Origin of the sequence: Amycolatopsis tolypomycina (genome assembly GCF_900105945.1) — a bacterium.
Classification (GTDB): Bacteria; Actinomycetota; Actinomycetes; order Mycobacteriales; family Pseudonocardiaceae; genus Amycolatopsis; species Amycolatopsis tolypomycina.
This window is the reverse complement of record NZ_FNSO01000004.1, coordinates 3,599,659-3,624,122: the sequence shown is the minus strand read 5'-3', so window position 1 is coordinate 3,624,122 and position 24,464 is coordinate 3,599,659. Positions and strand designations below refer to the sequence as shown.

The 24,464-nt window shown below is 72.6% G+C and carries 16 protein-coding genes; 9 read left to right on the top strand and 7 right to left on the bottom strand.

The window, feature by feature from the left end:
* From BLW76_RS26575 to BLW76_RS26550, 6 genes are all read left to right on the top strand, one after another.
* Window positions 1-378, top strand: a complete 378-nt coding sequence (locus BLW76_RS26575) for an allophanate hydrolase-related protein (RefSeq protein WP_091312102.1) — start codon at window positions 1-3, stop codon at window positions 376-378.
* The gene (locus BLW76_RS26570; protein ID WP_091312100.1) at window positions 375-1,463 is read left to right on the top strand and encodes a glycerate kinase; all 1,089 of its coding nucleotides are present in this window, start codon (window positions 375-377) and stop codon (window positions 1,461-1,463) included. The genes BLW76_RS26575 and BLW76_RS26570 overlap by 4 nt, the downstream gene beginning before the upstream one ends.
* A 27-nt stretch (window positions 1,464-1,490) precedes the next feature.
* Window positions 1,491-2,186 (top strand): TetR/AcrR family transcriptional regulator, encoded by a 696-nt coding sequence (locus BLW76_RS26565; protein WP_091312098.1) that lies wholly within the window; start codon window positions 1,491-1,493, stop codon window positions 2,184-2,186.
* Between the two features lie 161 nt (window positions 2,187-2,347).
* Complete coding sequence (locus BLW76_RS26560; RefSeq protein WP_091312096.1) at window positions 2,348-4,570, top strand: glycoside hydrolase family 15 protein; 2,223 nt, start codon at window positions 2,348-2,350, stop codon at window positions 4,568-4,570.
* Window positions 4,571-4,659: 89 nt separating this feature from the next.
* Window positions 4,660-4,950 carry a transposase gene (locus tag BLW76_RS26555; RefSeq protein ID WP_091304319.1) on the top strand — a complete coding sequence of 97 codons (291 nt, stop codon included), beginning with the start codon at window positions 4,660-4,662 and terminating at the stop codon, window positions 4,948-4,950.
* A complete protein-coding gene (locus tag BLW76_RS26550; RefSeq protein ID WP_091312093.1) occupies window positions 4,947-5,828 on the top strand; it encodes an IS3 family transposase in 882 nt (293 codons plus the stop codon). The genes BLW76_RS26555 and BLW76_RS26550 overlap by 4 nt, the downstream gene beginning before the upstream one ends.
* A 74-nt stretch (window positions 5,829-5,902) precedes the next feature.
* On the opposite strand, the gene BLW76_RS26545 is transcribed toward BLW76_RS26550, so the two are convergent.
* Both BLW76_RS26545 and BLW76_RS26540 read right to left on the bottom strand, forming a co-directional pair.
* Window positions 5,903-6,772 (bottom strand): NAD(+)/NADH kinase, encoded by an 870-nt coding sequence (locus BLW76_RS26545; protein WP_091312091.1) that lies wholly within the window; start codon window positions 6,770-6,772, stop codon window positions 5,903-5,905.
* The gene (locus tag BLW76_RS26540) at window positions 6,769-7,770 is read right to left on the bottom strand and encodes an SPFH domain-containing protein (protein ID WP_091312089.1); all 1,002 of its coding nucleotides are present in this window, start codon (window positions 7,768-7,770) and stop codon (window positions 6,769-6,771) included. Before BLW76_RS26540 ends, BLW76_RS26545 begins: the two co-directional genes overlap by 4 nt.
* A 76-nt stretch (window positions 7,771-7,846) precedes the next feature.
* Between BLW76_RS26540 and BLW76_RS26535 the strand changes: the two genes are divergently transcribed.
* The gene (locus BLW76_RS26535; RefSeq protein ID WP_091312086.1) at window positions 7,847-8,524 is read left to right on the top strand and encodes an NUDIX hydrolase; all 678 of its coding nucleotides are present in this window, start codon (window positions 7,847-7,849) and stop codon (window positions 8,522-8,524) included.
* A gap of 171 nt (window positions 8,525-8,695) precedes the next feature.
* Here the strand turns inward: BLW76_RS26535 and BLW76_RS26530 are convergent, their stop codons facing one another.
* The 3 genes from BLW76_RS26530 to BLW76_RS26520 form a co-directional block, all read right to left on the bottom strand.
* A complete protein-coding gene (locus BLW76_RS26530) occupies window positions 8,696-11,533 on the bottom strand; it encodes a glycoside hydrolase family 2 TIM barrel-domain containing protein (RefSeq protein WP_091312083.1) in 2,838 nt (945 codons plus the stop codon).
* 91 nt (window positions 11,534-11,624) lie between these two features.
* Window positions 11,625-12,626 (bottom strand): LacI family DNA-binding transcriptional regulator, encoded by a 1,002-nt coding sequence (locus BLW76_RS26525; RefSeq protein ID WP_244170314.1) that lies wholly within the window; start codon window positions 12,624-12,626, stop codon window positions 11,625-11,627.
* A 31-nt stretch (window positions 12,627-12,657) separates the two neighbouring features.
* The gene (locus BLW76_RS26520) at window positions 12,658-14,049 is read right to left on the bottom strand and encodes an amino acid permease (RefSeq protein WP_091312077.1); all 1,392 of its coding nucleotides are present in this window, start codon (window positions 14,047-14,049) and stop codon (window positions 12,658-12,660) included.
* Window positions 14,050-14,210: 161 nt separating this feature from the next.
* Here BLW76_RS26520 and BLW76_RS26515 point away from each other — a divergent pair, with 161 nt between their 5' ends.
* A complete protein-coding gene (locus BLW76_RS26515; RefSeq protein ID WP_091312074.1) occupies window positions 14,211-15,116 on the top strand; it encodes a glutaminase in 906 nt (301 codons plus the stop codon).
* Window positions 15,117-15,118: 2 nt separating this feature from the next.
* Here the strand turns inward: BLW76_RS26515 and BLW76_RS26510 are convergent, their stop codons facing one another.
* Window positions 15,119-15,736, bottom strand: coding sequence for a helix-turn-helix transcriptional regulator (locus tag BLW76_RS26510; RefSeq protein ID WP_091312072.1), 618 nt, complete (start codon window positions 15,734-15,736; stop codon window positions 15,119-15,121).
* Window positions 15,733-16,842: a threonine synthase gene (locus tag BLW76_RS26505; protein ID WP_091312070.1), complete on the bottom strand. Its 1,110-nt coding sequence runs from the start codon at window positions 16,840-16,842 to the stop codon at window positions 15,733-15,735. Before BLW76_RS26505 ends, BLW76_RS26510 begins: the two co-directional genes overlap by 4 nt.
* A 768-nt stretch (window positions 16,843-17,610) precedes the next feature.
* On the opposite strand from BLW76_RS26505, the gene BLW76_RS26500 reads away from it, so the two are divergent.
* Window positions 17,611-24,459 (top strand): type I polyketide synthase, encoded by a 6,849-nt coding sequence (locus tag BLW76_RS26500; RefSeq protein WP_091312068.1) that lies wholly within the window; start codon window positions 17,611-17,613, stop codon window positions 24,457-24,459.
* Window positions 24,460-24,464: the final 5 nt, after the last annotated feature.

The following is a 24,464-nucleotide window of genomic DNA, read 5'->3' as shown; positions in this document are numbered from 1 at the left end:
GTGCCCCTGATGTTCTTCAACGGCGGCGCCATGCGCGGCGAGCCCCTGCACCACCTGCTGGCCGGATCGCCGTTCGTGGCGACGGCGGAAACGGCCCCGAAGTACCGGTTCTACGCGGTGGGCGACCAGTGCCCGGCCCTGTACCCGGTCTCGCACGGCGGCGCCCCGGTCACCGGCGAGGTGTACGACGTGTCCCTGGACGCCCTGCGGGACAAGGTGCTCCCGGCCGAACCCCACGAGCTGGAGCTGGGCGTGGTGGAGCTGGCGGACGGGAGTTCGGCCTTCGCCATGCTGCTGCGGCGGCCGTACACCTCGCACGTGGCCCTCCGGGACATCACCGAGATCGGCGACTGGCGGGCGTTCAAGGCGAGCGCGTGAAGGTCCTGATCGCCCCGGACAAGTTCAAGGGCTCGCTGACCGCGGCGGAGGTGGCCTCGGCGGTGGCGGCGGGCCTGGCCGACGTCCACCCCGCGGCGGCGGTCCACCGGCTCCCGGTGGCCGACGGCGGCGAGGGAACCCTCGACGCGGCGGTGGCGGCGGGCTTCCACCGCGTCGAGGTCCCGGCCCGCGGCCCGGCGGGCGAGTGGCGGACGGCGTCGTACGCGGTCCGCGGCGACACCGCGGTGGTCGAGCTGGCGGAGGCATCCGGACTGCACCTCCTCCCGCCGGCCCGCCGGCCGCTCACCGCCACGAGCGCCGGGACCGGCGACATCATCGCGGCCGCGATCCGGGCCGGCTGCCGCCGGGTCGTGCTGGGCGTGGGAGGAAGCGCCTGCACCGACGGCGGCGCGGGAATGGTGACCGCACTCGGCGCCCGGCTCCTCGACCACGACGGGCGCGAAGTCCCGTTCGGGGGTGCGGCATTGTCCGAGGTGGCTTCCCTGGACGTGTCACACCTGTCCGAAGTGGACATCGAGCTGGCGAGCGACGTGGACAACCCCCTGTACGGACCGAGCGGGGCCGCAGCGGTCTACGGCCCGCAGAAGGGGGCGTCCCCGGCCGACGTCGAAACCTTGGACGCGGCCCTGCGGCACTGGGCATCGATCGCCGGCCCGGAGTACGCGGCCCACCCGGGAGCCGGAGCGGCCGGGGGAGTGGGCTTCGCGGCCATGGCGGTGCTGGGCGCGCGGATGCGCCCGGGCATCGACCTGCTCCTCGACCTGCTCGGCTTCGACGAGGCACTGGCCGAAGCCACCCTGGTGATCACCGGCGAGGGCTCCCTCGACAGGCAGACGCTGTCCGGCAAGGCCCCGGCCGGAGTGGCCCGCGCGGCGGCCGCGAAGGGAATCCCGTGCGTCGCCGTGTCGGGGCGCTGCGAGCTCACGGCAGCGGAGCTGGCGAGCGCAGGCATCGCAGCGGCGTACGCACTGACAGACCTGGAACCGGACCCGGCCCGCTGCATGGCGGAGGCAGCGTCCTTGCTGCGCCGCCTGACCCACCGGATCACACTACCGAACACCTGATACCAAACTCTTGTTATCATTGTAACCATGGCACCGAAGACGGCGGCGGACACCCGCGGGCGAATCCTCGAGGCGGCGGCGGCCCTGCTGGCGGCGGAGGGTCGTGAAGGCCTGTCCACCCGCGCGGTGAGCGCGGCGGCGGGAGTCCAGCCCCCGGCGCTCTACCGCCTGTTCGGAGACAAGGACGGCCTCCTCGACGCGGTGGCGGCGTACGGCTTCGACGAGTACCTGAAGAGCAAGCGAGCGATGGGTGAAACGGCCGACCCGGTGGAGGACCTCCGCCGCGGCTGGGACCTCCACATCGAGTTCGGCTTGGCAAGGCCGGAGTTCTACGTACTGATGTACGGCGACCCCCGCCCGGGCCGCACCTCCCCGGCAGCTCGCGAGGCGGAAGCTATGCTGCGACGCATAGTGAAGCGAGTGGCATCGGCAGGCCGTCTCCGCGTGAGCGTAGAGCGGGCGGCACACCTGACACACGCAGCAGGAATGGGCGTAGTGCTGACCCAGATAGCAACGCCGGAGGCAGAGCGAGATCCCGACCTCTCGGAAACGGCCCGCGAAACGGTGCTGGACCGCATCTTGACCGGAGCGAAGGAGCCGGCAGGCACAAACCTCCCGGAGCGCGCGGTGGCACTGAAGGCGGGACTCGACGGCGCGACAAGGCTCACCAAAGCCGAGCGCACGCTCATGGCCGAGTGGCTCGACCGCATCGCCAACGCATAACCAGCCCCAGTCCGCCCAGGCCCCCCGCAGCCCCGATCAGAAGCCGCCAGCCGGCCCAATCTGAATCGATAAAGTCCGATCGGACATTGCCTGTCACCACGCCACGGCTCAATATGTTGCGGCCAACAACATATCCACGACAACGCCGTCGGAGGCCCCCGATGATCAGGTGGAAAGCGGTCCTGGCCGCCACCGGAGCAGCAGTCCTGCTGGCCGCAACCCTCCAGGGAACCGCCCAGGCAGCAGGAACGGCAACGGACTGCTGCGGAGGAGGAGCCTCCTGGGCCACGGGCAACAAGTCGGCACTGGGAACATCGACGACCACCGCCGGCCCCGTCTGGTTCACGGTGGCCAACGGGGTGACGTCGGAGGTCTTCTACCCCCGAGCCGACGTCCCCAACATGCAGGACATGCAGTACGTCATCACCGACGGCTCGACCTTCGTGGACCTGGAACGCGACGCCACGAACCACGTCGTGACCATGCCCGACGAAAAAGCCCTCCAGTACACGATCACCAACACGGCGAAGAGCGGCAAGTACCGGATCACGACGAACTACGTGACCGACCCGGCCCGCGCGACCCTGGTGACGAGCACCCGCTTCCAGTCCCTCGACGGCGGCAGCTACCGCCTCTACCTCCTGGCCAACCCCTCGATGGCCGGCGGCGGAGCCAACGACAACGCCTGGTGGGACGGCACCGGCCTGCTGGCGAGCGGAACCGAAACACTCTTCGGCGGGTCAGCGACGACGGTCGTCTCGGCACTGCGAGCCTCGACCGGTTTCGCCGCCCACGACAACGGCTACAGCGGCGCGGCCAGTGACTGCCTGGTGGACCTCCGCGCCGACAAGGCACTGAACAACCAGTTCGACAACATCTCCGGCACGGGCAACGTGGTCCAGTGTGGACAGATCCCGGTGGGCGCGGACACCACCTTCACGGTGGCCCTCGGCTACGGCGGCACCGCGGCGGCCGCCTCGTCGGCCGCGAGCGCGTCGCTGAGCAGCGGGTTCACCGCCGTGTCGGCCTCCTACCGCAGCGGCTGGAACTCCTACGTCAACAGCCTCAAACCCGCGCCGGCCAGCGTCTCGGCCGACACGCAACGACGCCGTACCTACTACGTCGCGGCCATGGCGCTGAAGACGGCCGAAGACAAGCAGCACCCCGGAGCAAGCGTCGCGGGCCTGGCCACTCCCTGGGGTGACTTCACCAACGGGGACCACCTCAACGACGGCTACCACCGCGTCTGGGGCCGCGACCTCTACCAGCAGGCCACGGGCCTCATCGCGGCAGGCGACACCGCCCAGGCGAAACGCATGGCCCAGTTCCTCTGGAACTCCCAGTGGATCGGCACCCCGACCGCGGGTGACGGCATGACGTACCCCGCTGGCTCGTTCCCGCGCTACAGCCCCGTTTCCGGCGTCGCCGGGGCAAGCCCTCAGCAGCTCGGCTGCTGCGAACAGCTCGACCAGGACGCGAACGCCATCCTCCTGGCGTGGATGACCGGCCTCACCGACGCGTCGACCTACGCCAAGGTCAAGACGACGGCGAACCACATCGTGTCGACCGGTCCGGACACGACCGAGCGCTGGGAGGAGCAGTACGGCAAGTCACCCTCCTCGGTGGCGGCCGAGATCGCCGGCCTGATCGCGGCCGGAGCCATCGCCCGGGCCAACGGCGACACGGCGAGCGCGGCGTCCTGGGAGTCCACAGCGGACTCCTGGCGCAACTCCCTGGCCGGCTGGACCGTCACGACGTCCGGCTACTGGGGCGGCCACACGTACTACGAGCGTCTCGACCGCGCCGGAAACCCGAACGACACCGCGACGATCTGCTTCGACGAAGGCTGCTTCTACGAGCACGACGTCACGGACTTCGGCTTCCTCGACCTGGTCCGGCTCGGCATTCGCCCGGCAGCCGACGCGACGATCGCCGGCTCGGTGGCCCCCACGGCCGCGGCGTCCGACGGCAACGCGCCCATGCAGGTGACGCTGCCCAACGGCGACATCTACTTCCACCGCTACCCCCACGACAACTACGGCGAGAGCAACGCCAACTGCAGCGGCTGGCCCGCCGGTGCAGGCCAGCGCTTCGGCCGCCTCTGGCCGGTGCTGTCCGGGGAACGCGGGCAGTACGAGCTGGCCAACGGCAGGTCGGCGGCGGTGTACCTGAAGTCGATGGCGGACTCGGTCAACGACGGCTACTTCGTCCCCGAGCAGGTCTGGGACCGCGCGGACGTCGGCTGCTTCGGTCTCGGCCGCCCGACGGGCAGCGCGGGCCCGCTGATGTGGGCCGAGGGCCAGTACCTGCGCCTGGCCCAGAGCATGGACGCGGGCCACAACCTCGACACCCCGTCGATCGTCAAGGCCCGCTACGGCACCTGACCGCCGTGTCGTCCCTTCAGACACGTGGAGTTGCCCCGTGGGGCCGGACACCTTGATTCCAGACAGTGGTCTGGAGGGAGGATGTCCTGATGTCTTCCAGGTCGAAGTATCCGGAGCAGTTCCGTCGTGACGCGGTCGAGCTGGTCAACTCGAGTGACCGGCCGTTGCGGCAGATCGCCCGCGAACTAGGGGTCAACCACGAGACCCTGCGGGCGTGGGTCAACACCGCCAAGCAGGCCGCGGAGGCCGGGCCGCCGGCAGAAGACCCGGCGGAGGCCCTGGAGGTGACGCGGTTGCGGAAGCAGGTCGCTGAGCTGCAGAAAGAGAAGGAGATCCTGCGGAAAGCGGCCGCCTATTTTGCGCGCGAGATGGATCGATGATCTACCGCTACCGGTTCATCTCCGAACACCGAACCGAGTTCGGTGTCAAGCGGTTGTGCCAGGTCCTGGGCCTGCGCCGGCAAGGCTTCCACGAGTGGATCGCCGCCGAAGCCGGCCGTGCCCGGCGGGCGGAGGCCGAGGCCGAACTGGTCAGGCTGATCACCGAGATCCATACCGAACACCGCGGTGCCTACGGCGTCCCCCGTGTCACCGCCGAACTGCACCGCCGCGGGATCGTGGTGAACCACAAGCGGGTCGAGCGGCTCATGCGCGCACACGGCCTGGCCGGGATCACCCGCCGCAAACGCCGAGCGTTGACCCGGCCTGCGGCCGGCCCGGTCACCCCAGCACAGGACCTGATCCGCCGCGACTTCACCGCCGAGAAACCCGGGACACGGCTGGTCGGGGACATCACCTGCCTGCCCACCTTCGAGGGCTGGCTCTACCTGGCCACCGTCATCGACCTGCACACCCGGGAGGTCGTCGGTCACGCCATGGCCGACCACATGCGCACCGACCTCGTCTGCGACGCCATCGACCTCGCGACCGCCCGCGGCCTCATCCAGCCCGACGCGGTGTTCCACTCCGACCGCGGCGTCCAATACACGAGCAGCCAGTTCCGGGCCGCCCTCGCCGAGCACCGGATCCGCCCGTCGGTCGGGCGGGTGGGGTCCTGCTACGACAACGCCGTCGCCGAAGCCTTCTTCGCCACCCTGAAGACCGAAATCGGTGTCTCGATCTGGCGCACCCGCGCCGAGGCGCGCCAGGACGTGTTCACCTGGCTGCGCTACTACAACCACAACCGGCTGCACTCAACGGTCGGCCAGAACACCCCAGCCGAAGCCCGAATCAACTATCGTCAGGCCCTGGCTGCCTGAAAACCCCGTGTCCGCCTCACCGGGGCAACTCCACACGCGTGTCGTCCGTCTGAGCACGCGTGTCGTCCGTTCCGTCACCGCACCAGGCGGACGGTCTTCGCCGCGGGAGCGAAGACCGCCGTCTGGCCGCGGGTCAGGGCGACCGTGTCGGCTTCGAGGCCGTCGCCGAACGCGACCAGCCGGTCGGATTCGACCTCGACCGTCAGCGGCGCCCGCGTCAGCTCGCCCTCGGTGCAGGTGGTCCCGGTCGTCGGTGACGGCCAGGCCTCCCGCACGAACCAGACCAGCCGGGCTTCGCCGGGGGCCGGCAGGGGCAGGCCGCTGCGGCGTTCGCGCCACACCGACCCGCACCAGCCGGTCGCCCCGGTGCCCGTCCCGACCAGGATCCCCGACGACGCCTGGCGCTCCGCCCGCCCGCCACCGACCCCCAGCCGGTAGCGGGCAGTCTGGTGCCCGGCATGCCCCAGGTAGATCTCGTTGAGGGCGAGCAGCCGCTGGCCGTCGTCCGCGGTGAGCTCCGCCATCGTCCGGTGCTCGACGTCGCCGGTGGACCGCACGAGATCGGCGACGGCCTCCACCGGGTGCCTGACCAGCACGCCGGGCTCACCCGGGGCGACCCCGATCACCGGCTGGCCGTCGAGGTACTTGGCGACGTTGGCGATCAGGCCGTCCTGCCCGACCACCACGACGACGTCCTCGGGCGTGAACAGGAACCGGTCGAGGTCGGCGCGTTCGACCTCGCCGCGGCGCCAGTCGAGCGGGATGGCGGCGCTGGCCGCGGCGAGCGCGGCACGCACCGCCGCGTCCGCCGCGGTCACCTCGGCGAGGTCGCGGCCCCGGGTGCGCAGGAAGAACTCCGCCTGCCCGCGCGTGCCGTGGCGGGCGAGCAGCTCGTCGAGTTCGGTGCGGCGGTGGACGAGCACGACCCGCGGGGCCAGGCTCACGAGCGCACGCCCAGCTTCGTCAGCAGCGGCGTGAGCAGGTCCGGCGTCAGCACGAGGCTGTCGATCTGCGGCAGGTTGCCCGCGAGTTCCTTGAGCGCCAGCCCGGTCAGCACCCCCTCCGGCAGGTCGCGGTACGCCGCCAGCCTGGCCGCCTCACCCGCCGCCTCCGCCTCGCCGAGTGCCCGCTTGCCCGCGGCCTTCACCTGGGTCAGCCGCTCCTCGCGCGACGCCTGCGCCTCCGTCTCGATCCGGTTCGCCTCCGCCGCTTCTTCGGCCTGACGCCGGGCGTTCGCGCCGCGCTGGGCGAGCAGCTGCTCCTCGCGGCGGGCCAGCTCGATCTGGTTCTGCAGCTCGTTTTCGCTGATCGCGCGCTCGCGTTCGACGGCGAGGGCACGCCGTTCGAACGTCGCCCGGTCGGCCTCCTGCTGCACCTTCTCCCGCGCGGTCGTCTGGAGCGCCTTCTCGACGTCGGCCTCGGCCCGGATCGCCACGACGCGGACGTCGATCACCGCCGAGCCGGTCTGCGCGAGCCGGGTGTCCTCTTCGGCCAGGCCGGCGCGGATGCGGTCGCGGACCGCGCGGACGCCGTCGACGAGCGCGGTGGCCAGCGGGGTGCGAGTCAGCACCTCGACGGCGTACTGCTGGACGTTTTCGGTGAGCAGCCCGCTGATCTGGGCGAGCGGGTCGCTCCGCCAGCGGCCGGTGTCCGGGTCGATGGAGAAGTCGATGCGCTGCGCGGCCAGCGCCGGGTCCTCGATCCGGAAGGTGAGGGCGAGCTGGACGGTGACGTCCTGGAAGTCGGCGGTGCGGGCGTGGAACAGCAGCGGCAGCTCACGGTCGTCGACCGGGACCTCCGAGACGACCGCCGTCAGCGGCCGGTACCAGAACGACAGCCCGACGCCGTCGTGCGCGAGCTTGCCGCGGCGGTAGTGGCGGATGTGCACGGTGGGGGCACCCCGCAGGTGCCGGAACCCGAACCGGCGGTCGATGTCGGCCATGGAGCCTCCTCTTATCGTCGACGTGACGATATGGGTCGGCTGGCTAATCGTCAAGATGACGATTAGGGTGGGTGGCATGGGTCACCCGCCGTTCGCCGTCACCGTGGACCTGGTCGTGCTCACGTTGACCGGGGAGGAGCTGTGCGCGCTGGTCGTCCGCCGGGGGATTCCGCCGTACCTCGGCGACTGGGCGTTGCCCGGCGGGTTCGTCCGGCCCGACGAGGACCTGGCGGACGCGGCGCGCCGGGAGCTGGCGGAGGAGACGGGCCTGGCCCCGGGGACCGTCCACATCGAACAGCTGGCGGGCTACGGCGCGCCGGACCGGGACCCGCGGATGCGGGTGGTGACGGTGGCGTACCTGGCACTGGCGCCGGACCTGCCGGTACCGCAGGCTGGCACCGACGCGGCGGAGGCCCGCTGGGCGCCGGTGCGGTCGTTGCGCGCCGAGCGCCTGGCGTTCGACCACGACCGCATCCTGGCCGACGGCGTCGAGCGGGCCCGCGCGAAGCTGGAGTATTCACCGCTGGCGACGGCGTTCTGCGCACCGGAGTTCACGGTCGCGGAGCTGCGGCGGGTGTACGAGCTGGTGTGGGACACGCGCCTGGACCCGCGCAACTTCCACCGCAAGGTGACGGGCGCGGAGGGCCTCCTGGAGCCGACGGGCAGCACGACAACCCGCGACGGCGGCCGCCCCGCCCGCCTCTACCGGCGCGGGGCGGCCAAGGTGCTGTACCCGCCGATGCTGCGGAGCTGAGCCGGGCGCTTCGCTCACCCAGCCAGCCGAGATCGCCGGCCCCCATGCGCCCCAATGTGGCGTTCGGTGCGTTGGACGCACCGAACGCCACATTGGGTGCGTTGAGCGCAACCAACGCCACATTGGGGTGCTTGGGACGGGGCCGGGCCGGCGAGCCGAGCGGGCGCGACGTCAGTGGCCCGGTACCGCCCGGAACCACAGCGTGAACTCCGTCTTCTGCGCCACCAGCCGGTACCGCGGCAGCACCCCGGGCCCGCAGGACGCCGTCCCGAGTCCCTGCTGGGCCACGTCCAGCGTCAGATGCACCACGTCGTCCGGGAGCAGGTCGTCGGTGTGCCGCGCCGCCTCCAAAGCCGCCGCTGTCCAGCGGCGGGCCGTGAAGTCGAAGACCGGGTCGCCGTCCACGCGGATGCCCGCGCCGTCCGGGTCCGTCCACCGGGCCCAGCGGACCGCCGTGCGGTTGCCGTTCTCCTGGGGGAACACGTACGGCGTCTGCAAACCGTCGACTCTGCTCGAGAACCGGCCGATCCGCGCCGCCTGGCGGCTGTCCGGGTACGCCTCTCCCGGGCCGCCGCCGAACCACTCCGCCGAACCCAGTGTGCCCGGGACCGCCATCGCCAGGCCGAGGCGGGGGAGCGTGCCCGGGAACTCGCCGTCCGGGGTCACCTCGACGCGCAGGCGGAGGCGGTCTTCGAACGCCGTCCACGTGTAGTCCGCGAACAGCCCGAACGCCTGGGCCGGCGGGGCCACCCGGGTGCGCACCACCAGCTCCTCGCCGTCGGCGTCGACCGTGATCACCCGGTGCTGCATGCGGTGCAGCCCGGCCTCGCGCCACAGCTCGGCCTGCGGCCGGCCGGCGAACTCGCCCCGGTCGTTGTCCGTCGTCGCCCGCCAGACGTCGAGGCGAGGCCCGTGCACCGCGTGGCCGCCGAGGGACGACAACACGCCCGTCGCCGGGTCGAACTCGCCGGCGCCCAGCACGAGCCGGCCGCCCGTGCGGAACACCGGCCCGCGCCGGGGGAGCGGTTCCGCGGCCCGTGCCGCCGACACCGCCAGCTGTCCCCAGGCGACGACGTGCCCGGCCGGTGCCCACGTCGTCGCCGACGCCCATGCCGCCGACACCGTCAACCACGACTCGCCGCTCGTCGACGGCAGGGCCGGGAGCGGAACCGTCACGCTCTGTCCGGAGTGGACGGACGGGACGTCGAGAACGCCTCGGGCGACCTCGGTTCCCTCCTCCTCCAGCACCCAGGTGAACGTGAGGTGCCCGGTGTCCACGAAGTCGTAGTGGTTGCCGATCCGGATGCCGGCCGGGTCGGCGGAGATCCGGACCGGCTCGATGACCTTCGCGAACTCGATCAACCCCGGCGACGGCGTCCGGTCGGGGAAGACCAGGCCGTCGATGACGAAGTTGCCGTCGTGCAGCTGCTCGCCGAAGTCCCCGCCGTAGGCGAAGTGCCCGTCGGCGGCGAGGCCGTGGTCGATCCACTCCCAGACGAACCCGCCCTGGCAGTTCGGGTACCGCTCGAACAGCTCCCGGTACTCCAGCAGCCCGCCCGGGCCGTTGCCCATCGCGTGCCCGTACTCGCACTGCAGGAACGGGAGATCCCGGCGACGCGCGTTGTCGTCCTCCCGGCGCCCGATCCGCTCGACGTCCTCGTGCGTGGCGTACATCCGGCTGTGCACGTCCACGTAGGCGCAGTCGTGGTCGCCCTCGTAGTGCACCGGCCGGGACGGGTCGCGGTCGTGCACCCACTCCGCCATCCGCGCGAGGTTCTCACCGGTGTGGCTTTCGTTGCCCAGCGACCAGAGGATCACGCTGGGCCGGTTCTTGTCCCGCTCCACCGTGCGCCGGATCCGGTCGAGGTAGGCCTCGGTCCAGCGTGGGTCGCCGCTCGGGTTGCCGGCCCAGCCCAGCAGTTCGAAGCCGTGGGTCTCCAGGTCGCACTCGTCGATCACCCACAGGCCATGGGTGTCGCACAGCTCGAGGAACGCCGGGTCGGGCGGGTAGTGACTGGTCCGGACCGCGTTGATGTTGTGCCGCTTCATCAGCAGCACGTCGGCCAGCGCTGTCTCCGGCGACACGACCCGCCCGGTGTGCGGGTCGTGCTCGTGGCGGTTGACCCCGCGCAGCATCAGCGGGCGGCCGTTGACCTTGAGCTGCCCGCCGGAGATCGTCACCGTCCGGAAGCCGATCCGCACCGGCACCCGCTCGGCCGCGGTGGCCAGCGTTCCGTCGTACAGCCGGGGCGTCTCGGCGCTCCACGGCTCGACCGGCAGCTCCAGCGGCTCACCCGCCGGGTGCCCGGTGACGCCCAGCTCGGGGATGGCCAGCACGACGTTCGGGCCGGTCTCGACCCGGACCGTGCCCAGGCCGGTGGTGTGGTCGTAAAAGGCGCGGACCCAGTAGTCCCCGATGCCGCCGGCCGGGCGGGCGAGCAGGGTGACGGCGCGGAAGATGCCCGAGGCCCACCACATGTCCTGGTCTTCGAGGTAGCTGCCCGCCGACCACTGGTGCACGCGCACCACGAGGACGTTGCCCGACGGCCGCAGCAGCGCCCCGACCTCGAACTCCGACGGCAGCCTGCTGCCCTGCGTGACGCCGAGTTCGGTGCCGTTGAGCCAGATCTGGCCGCACGAGTCGATGCCGTCGAAGCGCAGCACCGCGGACCCGGCGGGCCAGTCGGCGGGCAGGTCGAACCGCAGCCGGTGGTCGCCGGTCGGGTTGTCGGACGGCACGTGCGGCGGGTCGACCGGGAACGGGTACGGCACGTTCGTGTAGGCGGGCCGCCCGTGGCCGTGCAGCTGCCACAGCGACGGCACCGGCAGCTCGTCCCACGCCGAGTCGTCGAATTCCTCGCCCTCGACCCCCGCCGGCGCGGCCGCGAGGCTCGGTGACAGCCGGAACCGCCAGGCGCCGTTCAACGACAGCGCCGGCGCGTCGGAGGTGAAGGCCGCGCGCGGCGGCAGCGAACCGCGGCCGGGGCCGGGGTCTTCGACGTACGACATGTGGTCCCTTCCAGACTGTCCGTGAACGTTCCCGTGAACGTTCACGGCCCGCCTCGCAGTGTGCTTCCCGGCCGGAACGGGTGTCAAGGGATCAAGCGGATTCGCGCAGGTGGAGGCGGGCGCGGACGATCAGCTCGGCGGGGTCGAGCGGCTCGGCGCCGGTCACGAGCCGGGCTGCCTGCTCGACGGCCAGCGCGCCGACCGCGCGGGTGTCGATCGCCACGCTCGAGAGCTCCGGCTCGACGAGGGTGCCGAGGGCGAGGCCGTCGAACCCGATCACGGCGAGGTCGGCGGGCAGGCGCAGGCCGAACCGGCGGGCCTCGCGCAGGGCGCCGATGGCCATCACGTCGTTGAAGGCGAACACGGCGGTGACGTCGGGGTGGGCGGCGAGCAGATCGGCGAGGGCGGCGCCACCGCCGTCGACGGACTGGGCGCCGGCCGCGATCCAGCCGGGCTGCACCGCGACGCCGTACTCCGCGGCGGCCCGCAGGAACCACCGGCGGCGGACGCTCGGCGCGGGGTGCCCGTCGAGCATGCCGATCCGCCGGTGCCCGCACGAGACGAGGTGGGCGACGGCCTCGCGGACGCCGTCCTCGCCGTCGATGCCGACGCCGGGGAACCGCGGGCTGCGCGGCTCGCGGCCGATCAGGACCACCGGGATGCCGGCGGTGAGGCGCGCGAGGTCGTCGTCGGACCGGCCGAAGTACCCGGCGACGGCGTCGACCTGGGTGCCGATCACCCGCAGCGTGGCGAGCTCCTGGTCGGGGTCGTCGGCGGTGTCGTGCACGACGACGTGCCAGCCGCGGGCCCGTGCCGCCTCCAGCGCCCCGGAGGCGACCTCGGTGAAGAAGGGGTTGAGCAGGTCCGGCACGACGAGCCCGATGGTGGTGGTGTCGGGCCGGACGAGGCCGCGGGCGAACCGGCTGGGCCGGTACCCGAGCGCGCGGGCGGCGTCGAGGACGCGCTGCTTGGTCGAGCCGTCGATCTCGGCCTTGTCGTTCAGCGCCCGGGAGACGGTCTGCCGGGAGACCCCGGCGGAGCGCGCGACGTCGTGGATCGTCACCCGCCGGGGTTCCGTGCTGCTCGAGGACACGCGTCGAGTATGCCCGCCCGCGGCCCGGGCGCTACCCGGCCGGGGTGCGGTCGCGGCGCTTGACGACGAACCGCCAGCCCACCGCCAGGATCACCGCCAGCACCGGGATCGAGTAGAACGCGATCTTCTCCGCGCCGTCCGAGAAGCCCATCAGGGCCACCACCAGTGCCAGGAAGCCGAGGGTCGCCCAGCCGCTGTAGGGCGCCCACGGCATCCGGTACGACGGGCGCTCCAGCTCGCCGCGCAGGGCGGCCTGGCGCAGCCGGAGCTGGCAGAAGATCAGCGTCGCCCACGTGCTGATCACGCCGAGGGACGCGATCGCGATCGCGATGTCGAACGCCTCCTTCGGCACCAGGTAGTTCAGCACCACGCCCAGCACGTACGCCACCGACGTGAACAGGATGCCGCCGTAGGGCACCTGCCTGCTGCTCATCCGGCTGACGAACGACGGCGCCTCGCCCTTTTCGGCCAGCGACCGCAGGATCCGGCCGGTCGAATAGAGGCCCGAGTTGACGCTGGACAGCGCCGCGGTCAGGACCACCGCGTTCATCACGTCGCCGATGCCCGGGATGCCGAGCCTGCTGAACACCGTCACGAACGGGCTCTCGTCGCCGCTGTAGAACGGCCACGGCAGCAGCATCGCCAGCAGCAGCACCGAGCCGACGTAGAACACGCCGATCCGCCAGACCACGCCGTTGATCGCCTTCGGCAGCACCTTGCGGGCGTCCTTCGTTTCGCCGGCCGCGATGCCGACGACCTCGATCGCCGAGTAGGCGAAGATGACCGCCTGCAACGTCATCAGCGCGACGCCGATGCCGGCCGGGAACAGTCCACTGTGGCCGGTCAGGTTGTGCGCGCCGGCCGGGGTGCCGCCGATGTCGGCGCTGGTCAGCACCAGGCCCGCGCCGACGACCAGGAAGACGACGATGGCCAGCACCTTGACCACCGAGAACCAGAACTCCAGCTCGCCGAACACCTTCACCGACAGCAGGTTCACCGCCAGCAGGACACCCAGCGCGATCAGCGCGGTGATCCACTGCGGCACGTCCGGCAGCCACTTGTGCACGTAGATGGCGACCGCGGTGATCTCGGCGATCCCGGTCATCGCCCAGTTCACCCAGTACATCCAGCCGGAGACGAAACCGGCCCACGGCCCGATGAACTTCCGCGCGTAGGTGACGAAGCTGCCGGAACTGGGCTCGTGCAGGACGAGTTCGCCGAGCGCGCGCATCACGAAGTACGCGGCGATGCCGCAGATCGCGTACGAGAAGATCAGCGACGGCCCGACCTGGTGGAGCTTGCCGCCGGCGCCGAGGAAGAGCCCGACGCCGATCGCGCCGCCGATGGCGATCATCTGCACTTGGCGGTTGCCCAGTGCTTTCGAGTAGCTTTCACCTTTTTCGGTGAGCAGCGAGGAATCCATGGTTACCGGACGCTAGAGCGTGTGCGGCAGGTCACCAAGCAGGCTAAGGAAGACTTAAGGTGTGCCGGAGATCACTGCGGAGATTTCTCCGCGGATTGCCGGATTCGATTTGACACGGGGTGGCCGAAGCCGGCGCCGGTGCGCCTTCTACGCTCGGGCCCGTGGATCTCGCGGCGCTGCTGGACCGGATAGCCGACGACGTCGCGCCGGAGGTCGGCCGCGGCGCCGTCGCGGACTACATCCCCGCGCTGGCCAGGGTCGAGCCGTGGCGGTTCGGCATGGCGGTGGCCGAAGTGGACGGTGCCGTGCACGGCGTCGGCGACTGGGAGCGCCCGTTTTCGGTGCAGAGCATGTCCAAAGTGTTCACCCTCGCGCTGGCGCTTTCGCGCGGGGACAGCGTGTGGGCGCGGGTCGGCCGCGAACCGTCGGGCGGCCCGTTCAATTCGCTGGTGCAGCTCGAACACGAGAACGGCATTCCGCGCAACCCGTTCATCAACGCCGGTGCCCTGGTGGTGACCGACGAGCTCGCCCGCCACGGCGACGCGGCGGACGCGTTGCTCGCCTTCCTCCGGCAGGAAAGCGGCCGCGCGGAAATCGCCGTGGACGCCGAAGTGGCGGCGTCGGAGGCCGCGCACGCGGACCGCAACCGCGCCCTCGCGCACTTCATGGCCTCCTACGGCAACATGCGCCACCCGGTGCCGTCGGTGCTGGACCAGTACGTCCGCCAGTGCTCGATCGCGATGAGCTGCGGCGACGTCGCCCGCTCGGCGTTGTTCCTGGCCCGCCACGGCCTCCGCAACGACGGCTCGCGCCTGCTCGGGCTGAGCGCGGCGAAGCGGATCAACGCCATCATGCTGACGTGCGGCACGTACGACGCGGCGGGCGAGTTCGCCTACCGCGTCGGCCTGCCGGGCAAGAGCGGCGTGGGCGGCGGCATCGTCGCGATCGTCCCGGGCCGGTGCGCGGTCTGCGTCTGGAGCCCCGGCCTGGACGCGCGCGGCAACTCCGTCGCCGGGGTGGCCGCCCTCGACCGCTTCACGACGCTGACCGGCTGGTCGGTGTTCTGACTTCAGCGCAGGTAGTTGTAGACGCTGGCCCGTGAGATCCCGAGCAGGTCGGTCAGGACCGGCACCGCGTTCTTCAGCTCCAGGAACCCGCGCTCCTTCAGGTCTCGCACCAGCTCCTTCTTCGCGGCCGCCGGGAGGCTGCGCGGGGTGTGGCCGCGCTCGCCGGCGTGGTCCTCGACCAGCGCGCGCAGCTCGTCGGCCGTGCGGGCGCGCAGGGTCTCGGCGAGCGGGGCCGGCTCGCCGGTGGTGGCCAGCCGGGTCAGGGCGTGGGCCGCCGACCCGAGCAGGGAGACGTCGAGGTTGAGGCACAGTGCCGCGACGTACTCGCCGGCCGAGTTGCGGAGGCCGATCGACGTGCTCTTCGCCGGGCGGCCGTCGGGGAAGCGGTTCGGGTAGTTCTGCAGCACGTCCGGGAACTCCGGGTCGGCGATGCGGGCCAGCCCCAGCTCGGTGGCCGGGTCGCCGACCGCGCGCCCGGACAGGCCGCCTTCGATCGCGCGCACGGCGTGGGCGGGGTCGCGCAGGTCGTGCAGCACCACCTCGCACAGGCCGGGGAACATCCGGCCGACGGCGTGCGCGATCTTCTCCGCCTCGCGCAGCAGCAGCTCGTCCTCGTTCATCCGATCAGCTCCCGCAGCCGGTCCGCGGCTTTCAGGCCCGAGCCGGTGAGCACGACGACCGTGGTCTCGCCGGGCCGGATGGCGCCCCGCGCGCGGAAGACGTCGATGGCCGCGGCGGCCGTCGCGCTGGTGGGCTCCGCGTAGAGGCCCAGTGCCGCGAGCCGGCGGGCGGCCGCGGCGATGGCGTCCTCGTCGATCGCGGCGGTGTCCCCGCCCGAGCGCCGGATCGCCGCGACGACCTCCGGCAGCCGCACCGGACGGCGGATCGCCGTGCCTTCGGCGACGGTCGGGGCGAACTCCGGTGGCTCCCGGTCGTGGAAGGCGGCGTCGACGGGGGAGCAGTTGCGTGGCTGCGCGACGAGCAGGCGCGGGCGCCGGGTGATCGATCCGGCGGCGAGGAGCTCGCCGAACCCGAGGTCGCAGCCGAGCACGATGCTGCCCGCGCCGGCCACGGTGACGACGGCGTCCGGCGCGCGGAAGCCGAGGTCCTCCCACAGCTCGTAGGCGAGGGTCTTGGTGCCCTGCAGGAAGAACGGGTGCCAGTTGTGGCTGGCGTAGGTCGTGCGGTCCGACCGCCGGACGGCTTCGGCGGCGGTGTCGTCGCGGGTGCCCGGCACCAGCTCGACGGTCGCGCCGTACGCGCGGGTCTGCAGCACCTTCGCCGGCGACGTCCCGGCCGGGGCCAGGACGGTCGCCGCGATCCCGGCCGCGGCGCTGTAGGCCGCCACCGACGAGCCGCCGTTGCCGGAGCTGTCCTCGAGGAGCGCCCGCACGCCGGCGCCGGCCAGCGCGGAGACCATGACGCTCGAGCCGCGGTCCTTGAAGCTGCCGGTCGGGCCGAACCATTCGAGCTTGAACCGGACCTCCGCGTCGCCCCAGGCCTGCGGGACGAGCGGCGTGCAGCCCTCGCCGAGCGACACCGGGCGGAGGTCGCCGGGCAGTGCGGCCCGGTACCGCCAGAGCGAGCGGACGCCGGTGTCGACGTCCGCCGGGCGCAGGCCCGCCCCGGCGGCGACGGTCAGCGGGGCGCCGTCGTCGCCGCGCCAGCGCAGCGGGTCACCGGGGTAGCGCGCCCCCGACCGCTCGTCGGTGTACCAGTACTCCACCGTTGCCTCCCGGTCTGGACAGTTGGTCCAAGTATAGACGTACTGTCTAGTACTACTCCCGAGTATGCGAAATACCTTCAGCTTCTTCTCAGGAAAAGGTTGTAACGCGGAGACGGAGAATTTCGATCACCGACGTGCTGCCCGCCTCCGCCCGGGTGCCGGTCGTGGTCGCCCGAATACCACGGGTCGTGCCGGGCGGGCCGTCGATGCCCCTGTTCGTGGTCTTGTGAGCACCGAGAACCCTGGTGCCTGACCAATCCACAGTGGACCTGCGATGCCGTTCGGGAGCGGCCCGCAAATTCTACGGACGATTCTTCCGGTGCTCCCGAAAAGCGATGGTGAATCGGGGCAGGCAACCAGTGGCGCACAGTATTCCGGGGGTGGGGAAGAGGAGGTCTTCGTCCCCCCGCTTTACCGCCGGGATAAGCGGGGAAGCCGCTCGGGAAACGCCGGACCCGACGGTCGGCGTGGTCCGGACCGGGCAACCGCCCCGCGTCCACCAGGCGGGATGGCTTGCGCCGTCCGGCGGCGCGTGCCGGGTGGACCACGCTCCGGAACTCCCAGAGCGGACACCCACGGGCAATCGTCATCCGCGCGCCCGCGGCGGGAACGTGACGGCGACGTTAAATTCTTGCGCCGTCAGCCTGGTCGCTCCCGAATTTTCTGAACCTCGGCTATGAAATCGCGGTGGGTTGTTGACGGCACGGAAGGAACCCGCTTAAGTACTCCCCGTTACCCTTCACCCTTTCGTGCGTAGCGGGAGTTCCCATGCGTCTCTCGAAAGACGACTCCGTGCCGGCCGAGCTGGTCGTCGCCGTGTCGCCGCTGCGATGGCCGTCGGCGCGCGGCGTGGCCGCCGCTGCCCGCGGAGGCGGGCTCGGCGTGCTCGACCTGACGGCCGGGGGCCCCGCGGCCGCGGACGAGCTCGCGCTGCTCGGGGAATGGGGCGTCCCGGCGTTCGGCGTCCGGCTGGCCCGGCAGGCCGACCTGCCCGAGGCCGTGACCACCGTGCTGCTGACCGAAGACGCCGGGTGCACGCCGCGGGACTTCCCGGGCCGGCGGGTGCTGGCCGAGGTCACCTCCCGCGCGGCGGCCCGCCGGGCGGTCGAGGAGGGCGCCCACGGCCTGATCGCCCGCGGGCACGAATGCGGCGGCCGAGTCGGGGAACTGAGCACCTTCGTGCTGCTCCAGGCCTTGCTGGCCGAGGACGGCCTGGACGTTCCGGTGTGGGCGGCGGGCGGCATCGGGCCGCACACCGCCGCGGCCGCCGTCGCGGGCGGCGCGGCCGGGGTCGTCGTCGACACCCAGCTCGCCCTGCTGCCGGAAGCCGAGCTGCCCGCGGCCCTCACCGCCGCTGTCACCGGCCTCGACGGCTCGGAAACGACCGTCGCCGACGGCGTCCGCGTCCTGGCCCGGCGCGGCATTGAGCCCCTCGAAGCCGGTCAGGACGTCTTCCTCGCCGGCCGGCTCCGCGACCGCTGGGGCACGGTGACCGGGGCGGTGCGCGGCCTGGCCGACGCCGTCGCCGAGGCCTTGGGCGTGCCGGACACGGTGCTGGGCCCCGGCACCGCGGGCAGCCGCGCGCTCGGCACGGAATTGCCCGTCGCGCAGGGACCGATGACCCGGGTCAGCGACCAGCCCGCCTTCGCCGCCGCGGTCGCCGCGGGCGGGGCGCTGCCGTTCATCGCGCTCGCCCTCTCCGGCCCGGAACAGACCCGGGACGTGCTGGAACGCACCCGCGCGGCCGTCGGGGACGCACCCTGGGGTGTCGGGGTCCTCGGCTTCGCCGCCGACGACGTCAAAGCCGCGCAGCTGTCGGTCATCCGCGAACTGAAGCCGACGCACGCGATCATCGCCGGCGGCCGGCCCGCCCAGGCCGTGGCCCTGGAAGACGCCGGCATCGCCACCTTCCTGCACGTGCCATCGCCCGGGCTGCTGAAGCAGTTCCTCGAGGCGGGCGCACGCAAGTTCGTCTTCGAAGGCTCCGAATGCGGCGGCCACGTCGGCCCGCGCACCAGCTTCCCGTTGTGGGAAGCCCAGCTCGGCGTGCTCGCCGACTTCCTCGCCGTCACCCCGGCCGCGGCCGCGGACCTGCAGCTGCTGTTCGCCGGCGGCATCCACGACGAGCGCTCGGCCGCGATGGTGGCCGCCCTCGCCGCCCCGGTGGCCGCCCGCGGCGCGGCGATCGGGGTGCTGATGGGCACCGCGTACCTCTTCACCCGCGAGGCCGTCGACGCCGGCGCCGTCCGGCCGCTGTTCCAACGCCGGCTACTCGAAGCCGAGCGGACCGACCTCCTCGAAACCGCGCCCGGCCACGCCACCCGCTGCGTGCGCAGCCCGTTCACCGAGGAGTACGCGGCGATCAAGGCGGACCTCGCCGAGCGCGGCGTGCCCAGCCGGGACGCCTGGGAGCACCTGGAAACGCTCAACGTCGGGCGGCTGCGGCTGGCGAGCAAGGGGATCGAGCGCGTCGGCGCCGAACTGCGGGACGTCGGCGAAGACCGTCAGCTCGCCGAAGGCATGTTCATGGCGGGCGAGGTCGCCGTATTGCGCTCGGCCGTCACCACGATCGCCGACCTGCACACCGCGGTGGGTGCGGGCGCCAACGCGTTCCTGCGCGCCCGGGCCGCGGAGTTCGGCGTCACCGAGGCCGAACCGCCCGCGCCGGCGCCGCTGGACATCGCGATCGTCGGCATGGCCTGCATGTTCCCGCAGGCCCCCGACCTGGCCGCGTTCTGGGCGAACGTCCTGGCCGGCACCGACGCGGTCACCGAGGTGCCCCCGCAGCGCTGGGACACCTCCCTGTACTACGACCCCGAGGGCCAGGGCGAGCGGACGCCGTCGCGCTGGGGCGGGTTCCTGCCCGAGATCGGGTTCGACCCGCTGAAGTACGGCATCCCGCCGTCGTCGCTGGCCAGCATCGAGCCGGTGCAGCTGCTGGCGCTGGAAGCCGCGCACCGCGCACTCGCCGACGCGGGCTACGCCGACCGCCCGTTCGACCGGGCCCGGACCTCGGTCGTGTTCGGCGCCGAAGCGGGCAGCGACCTGTCCAACGCGATGACGCTGCGGACCGTGCTGCCGTCCTATGTGGGCGAACTGCCGTCCGAACTGGACGAACGGCTGCCGAAGATCACCGAGGACTCCTTCCCCGGCGTGCTCGCGAACGTCATCGCCGGGCGGATCGCCAACCGGCTCGACCTCGGCGGGGCCAACTACACCGTGGACGCCGCGTGCGCATCGTCCCTGACCGCGGTGGACGTCGCCTGCAAGGAGCTGACCGCCGGCACCAGCGACCTGGTCCTCTGCGGTGGCGCGGACCTCCACAACGGCATCAACGACTACCTCCTCTTCGCCTCCGCGCACGCCCTCTCGCCGACCGGCCGCTCGGCGACGTTCGACAGCGCGGCCGACGGCATCGCGCTCGGCGAAGGCGTCGCCTGCCTCGCCCTCAAGCGTCTCGCGGACGCCGAACGCGACGGCGACCGCGTGTACGCCGTGATCAAGGGCGTTGGCGCGGCTTCGGACGGCCGCGCCCTCGGGTTGACGGCACCACGGCCCGAGGGCCAGCACACCGCGCTGACCCGTGCGTACCGCAACGCCGGCGTCTCGCCCGCGCGCGTCGGGCTGGTCGAGGCGCACGGCACCGGCACCGTCGTCGGCGACCGGACCGAGCTCGGCACGCTGACGAAGGTGTTCACCGAGGCCGGCGCCGAGCCGGGCGGCTGCACGATCGGGTCGGTGAAGTCGCAGATCGGGCACACGAAGTGCGCCGCGGGCCTGGCCGGGCTGATCAAGGCCGCCCTCTCCGTGCACACCGGCGTCAAGCCGCCGACGCTGCACCTCTCGGCGCCGAACCCGGCGTGGGACCCCGCGACGAGCCCGTTCGTCTTCCAGGCCACCGCGCAGCCGTGGACCGCGCCGCCGGCCGAGCGGCTCGCCGGGGTCAGCGCGTTCGGCTTCGGCGGCACCAACTTCCACGTGGTGCTCGGCGCGCACGACGGCGTCCCGCCCGCGCAGGCCGCGGACGAGTGGCCGGCGGAGCTGTTCACCTTCACGACGGAGGCCGCAGCGCGGGAGCTGCTCGCGACGGCGTCGGAAGGCTCTTCCCCGTGGCGGCTGCGCGATCTGGCGCTGGCGGCCGCCCAGCGGGCCGCGGGACGCCCGGCCAGGCTCGCCGTCGTCGCGTCCACTGTGGACGAGCTGACCGGGCTGCTGCGGCAGGCGCTGGACGGGCGCGACGCACCCGGCGTGTTCCGCGCGGACGACGGGGTGCCGGGCGAGGTCGCGGTGTTGTTCCCCGGCCAGGGCAGCCAGCGGCCGGGCATGTTCGCCGAGCTGTTCGTCGCCTTCCCCGAGCTGCAGCGCTACCTGCGCCTGGACCGGGTCACGGCCGAGGTCGTCTTCGGGCCGGCCGTGTTCGGGGAGGCGGCGCGGCAGGAGTCGGTGGACCGGGTCACCGACACGCGCGTCGCCCAGCCCGCGCTCGGGATGGCGGGGCTGGCGGCGTTCCGGCTGCTGACCCGCGCCGGCGTGCGGCCCGCGATGCTGGGCGGCCACAGCTACGGCGAGCTGACGGCGCTGGCCGCGGCAGGCGCCTTCACGCCGGAAGGGCTGGTGCACGCCAGCCACACGCGGGCGGCGGCGATCCTCGACGCGGTCCCCGACGGCGATCCGGGAGCGATGGCCGCGGTGTCGGCGTCCGCCGCCGAGGTGCTGGCGGTGCTCGGCGAGTCGCCGGTCGTCCTGGCCAACCACAACTCGCCGAAGCAGACGGTGATCTCCGGGCCGACCGCCGACGTCGAGGCCGCCGTCGGGCAGCTGCGGGCCGCCGGGCTCGGGGCCAAGCGGATCCAGGTCGCGTGCGCGTTCCACAGCTCGCTGGTGGCCCCGGCGGGGGAGACGTTCGGCCGGGCCCTGGACGCGATCGGCGTCGTGCGGCCGACGGTCCCGGTGTACGGCAACCGGACGGCCGCGCCCTACCCCGAGTCGCCGCACGCGATCCGCGGCGAGCTGGCGGCCCAGCTGGGTGCGCCGGTCCGGTTCGTGGAGCAGATCGAGGCGATGTACGCGGCCGGCGCGCGGGTGTTCGTCGAAGCCGGGCCCGGGGCCGTGCTGGCCAAGCAGGTCGCCGCCATCCTCGGCGACCGGCCGCACCGCACGGTCGGGTTCGAGCAGCCGGGCCGCCGTGGCCTGCCGGGGTTCCTGGGCGCGCTGGCGCAGCTGGCGGTGTCCGGGGTGGGCGTCGAGACGGGCTGGCTGTTCCGCGGCCGGGACGCGGTGGACGCGTCGACGGCACCGCGGCCGAAGCGTCCCGGGTGGACGGTCGACGGCCACCTGATCCGCGCGGCCGACGGCACGATCCCGGCGGGCGCCCTCCGCCCGGCGGAGCGGATCTCGCTGGGCGTGGCGGTCGCGGCACCAGCGGCGGCGACGTCGGAGGCGATGGTCGCGGACTTCCTGCGCACGAGCCGCGAGATGATCGCGGCCCAGCGCGACGTGCTGCTCGGCTTCCTCGGCACCGAGGCACCGGCGGAGGTCCGGGCGCCGATCACGGTGCCGGTGATCGAGCCGCCCGCGGTGGTGGTGCCGGTCGCCGAGCCCGCGACGGTGGCTGCGGCGTCGGTGCTGGAGACCGTCGTGGCGGTGATCGGGGAGCGGACGGGTTATCCGGTGGAGATGATCGAGCCGGACCTTGATCTGGAAGCCGATCTGAGTGTGGATTCGATCAAGCGGGCGGAGATCGCGGGTGAGCTGGCGTCGCGGCTGGGGCTGGCCGGCGGTGACGTGGAGGAGTTCGCCAAGGCCCGTACGGCGGCGGCGATCGCCGAGCTGATCGGTGACGAACGCCCCGAGCCGGCGTCGGTGCTGGAGACCGTCGTGGCGGTGATCGGGGAGCGGACGGGTTATCCGGTGGAGATGATCGAGCCGGATCTCGATCTGGAAGCCGATCTGAGTGTGGATTCGATCAAGCGGGCGGAGATCGCGGGTGAGCTGGCGACCCGCCTGGGACTCGACACGGGCGGCGACGTGGAGGAGCTGGCCAAGGCCCGCACGGCCGCGGCGATCGCCAAGCTGATCGACGGCGAGCGCCCCAATGTGGCGTTGGGTGCGTTGAGCGCACCGAATGCCACATTGGGTGCGTTCAGCGCACCGAACGCCACATTGGGTGCGTTCAGCGCACCGAACGCCACATTGGGGCGCTTGGAGCCGGTCGAACCCGCGCCCGTCGTCGTTGCGCCGAAACGCCTGGTCATGGCTGGATTCGCGCTGGCGCCCGCCGAGGTTCCCGACGTTGGCGGGCGGAAGTTCCTCCTGCTCGGGCGCGGTCCGCTGGCCGAGGCCGTGCGGACCCGCCTCGCCGCGCTGGGCGCGGTTGCCGAGGTCGCCGACGAGGTCCGGGACGGGTTCGACGGGGTCCTCTTCCTGTCCGGCGACCGGCCCCTGCCCGCCGTCTTCCCCCAGTACCAGGCCGCCCTCGCGACAAACCCCGCGTGGCTGCTCACCGCCGGTCCCGGCGAAGGCCTGCGCGGCTTCCACCGCAGCCTCGCCCGCGAATACCCGGACACGCTCACCCGCGTGGTCGAACTCGCGCCGGACGGCACGTCCGACGACCAGGCAGCCGCGCTGGTCCACGAGCTGTCCACGCTAGACAGAGAGCCCGTCGTCGTCCGGGAAGGAGAGCACCGCACCGGCTTCCGGATGACCGAACAGGACCTCGGTCCGCTCGGCAGCAGCGGCGCGGGCCCGGCGGGCGACGGTGCCGCCGAGGCCGCCGCGATCGGCCTGACCCGCGACTCGGTCGTCCTGCTCGTCGGGGGCGCCAAGGGCATCACCGCCCGGTTCGCCGCCACCCTCGCCGCGGCCGCCCGGTGCCGGATCGAACTCCTCGGCCGGACGCCGGTGCCCGCCGACGAGGACGAATACCCTCAGGCCAGAACCGCCAAAGACCTTCGCGCCGCGCTCATCCAAGCCGGGCTGAAGAGTCCCGCGGAGATCGAACGGACCGTCCGCCGGATCCAGGGCGAACGCGAGGTCCGGCAGACCCTGGCCACCCTCGGCGCGCTCGGCAGCCCGGTGCGCTACCAGTCGGTCGACATGCTCGACGCCGAAGCCGTGCACCGCGCCGTCAAGGAGATCCACGCCGAGCACGGCCGGCTCGACGGCATCGTCTACGCGGCCGGCGTCATCGAGGACAAGCTCGTCGCCGAGAAGACGCCCGAGTCGTTCGAGCGCGTCTACGCCACGAAGGTCGACGGCGCCCGCACCCTCCTCGACGCGACCGCCGACCTGCCCGACGAGCCCGCCTTCGTCGTGCTGTTCGGCAGCATCGCCGCGACCCTCGGCAACCGCGGGCAGTCCGACTACGCCGCCGCCAACGACGCCCTCGAAACGCTGAGCCGGCACTGGCCCGCGGGGCGCGCGGTGACCGTCCACTGGGGACCGTGGGCCCCGACCGGCGACCACGACGGCATGGTGACGCCCGAGCTGATGCGCGACTACGCCCGCCGCGGCATCGCGCTGATCGACCCGGAAGAGGGCACCCTCGGCCTGCTGCGCGAACTGGCGTGGGGCCGCCCGGACACCGGCGCCGTCGTCCACACCGCGTCGGGCTGGTGACGCGG

Excerpts from the sequence above, each read along its gene's own strand:
- BLW76_RS26565 (WP_091312098.1), top strand. The coding sequence starts at position 1,491 with ATGGCACCGAAGACGGCGGCGGACACCCGCGGGCGAATCCTCGAGGCG.
- BLW76_RS26560 (WP_091312096.1), top strand. The coding sequence starts at position 2,348 with ATGATCAGGTGGAAAGCGGTCCTGGCCGCCACCGGAGCAGCAGTCCTG.
- BLW76_RS26555 (WP_091304319.1), top strand. The coding sequence starts at position 4,660 with ATGTCTTCCAGGTCGAAGTATCCGGAGCAGTTCCGTCGTGACGCGGTC.
- BLW76_RS26550 (WP_091312093.1), top strand. The coding sequence starts at position 4,947 with ATGATCTACCGCTACCGGTTCATCTCCGAACACCGAACCGAGTTCGGT.
- BLW76_RS26540 (WP_091312089.1), bottom strand. The coding sequence starts at position 7,770 with ATGGCCGACATCGACCGCCGGTTCGGGTTCCGGCACCTGCGGGGTGCC.
- BLW76_RS26535 (WP_091312086.1), top strand. The coding sequence starts at position 7,847 with ATGGGTCACCCGCCGTTCGCCGTCACCGTGGACCTGGTCGTGCTCACG.
- BLW76_RS26530 (WP_091312083.1), bottom strand. The coding sequence starts at position 11,533 with ATGTCGTACGTCGAAGACCCCGGCCCCGGCCGCGGTTCGCTGCCGCCG.
- BLW76_RS26520 (WP_091312077.1), bottom strand. The coding sequence starts at position 14,049 with ATGGATTCCTCGCTGCTCACCGAAAAAGGTGAAAGCTACTCGAAAGCA.
- BLW76_RS26510 (WP_091312072.1), bottom strand. The coding sequence starts at position 15,736 with ATGAACGAGGACGAGCTGCTGCTGCGCGAGGCGGAGAAGATCGCGCAC.
- BLW76_RS26500 (WP_091312068.1), top strand. The coding sequence starts at position 17,611 with ATGCGTCTCTCGAAAGACGACTCCGTGCCGGCCGAGCTGGTCGTCGCC.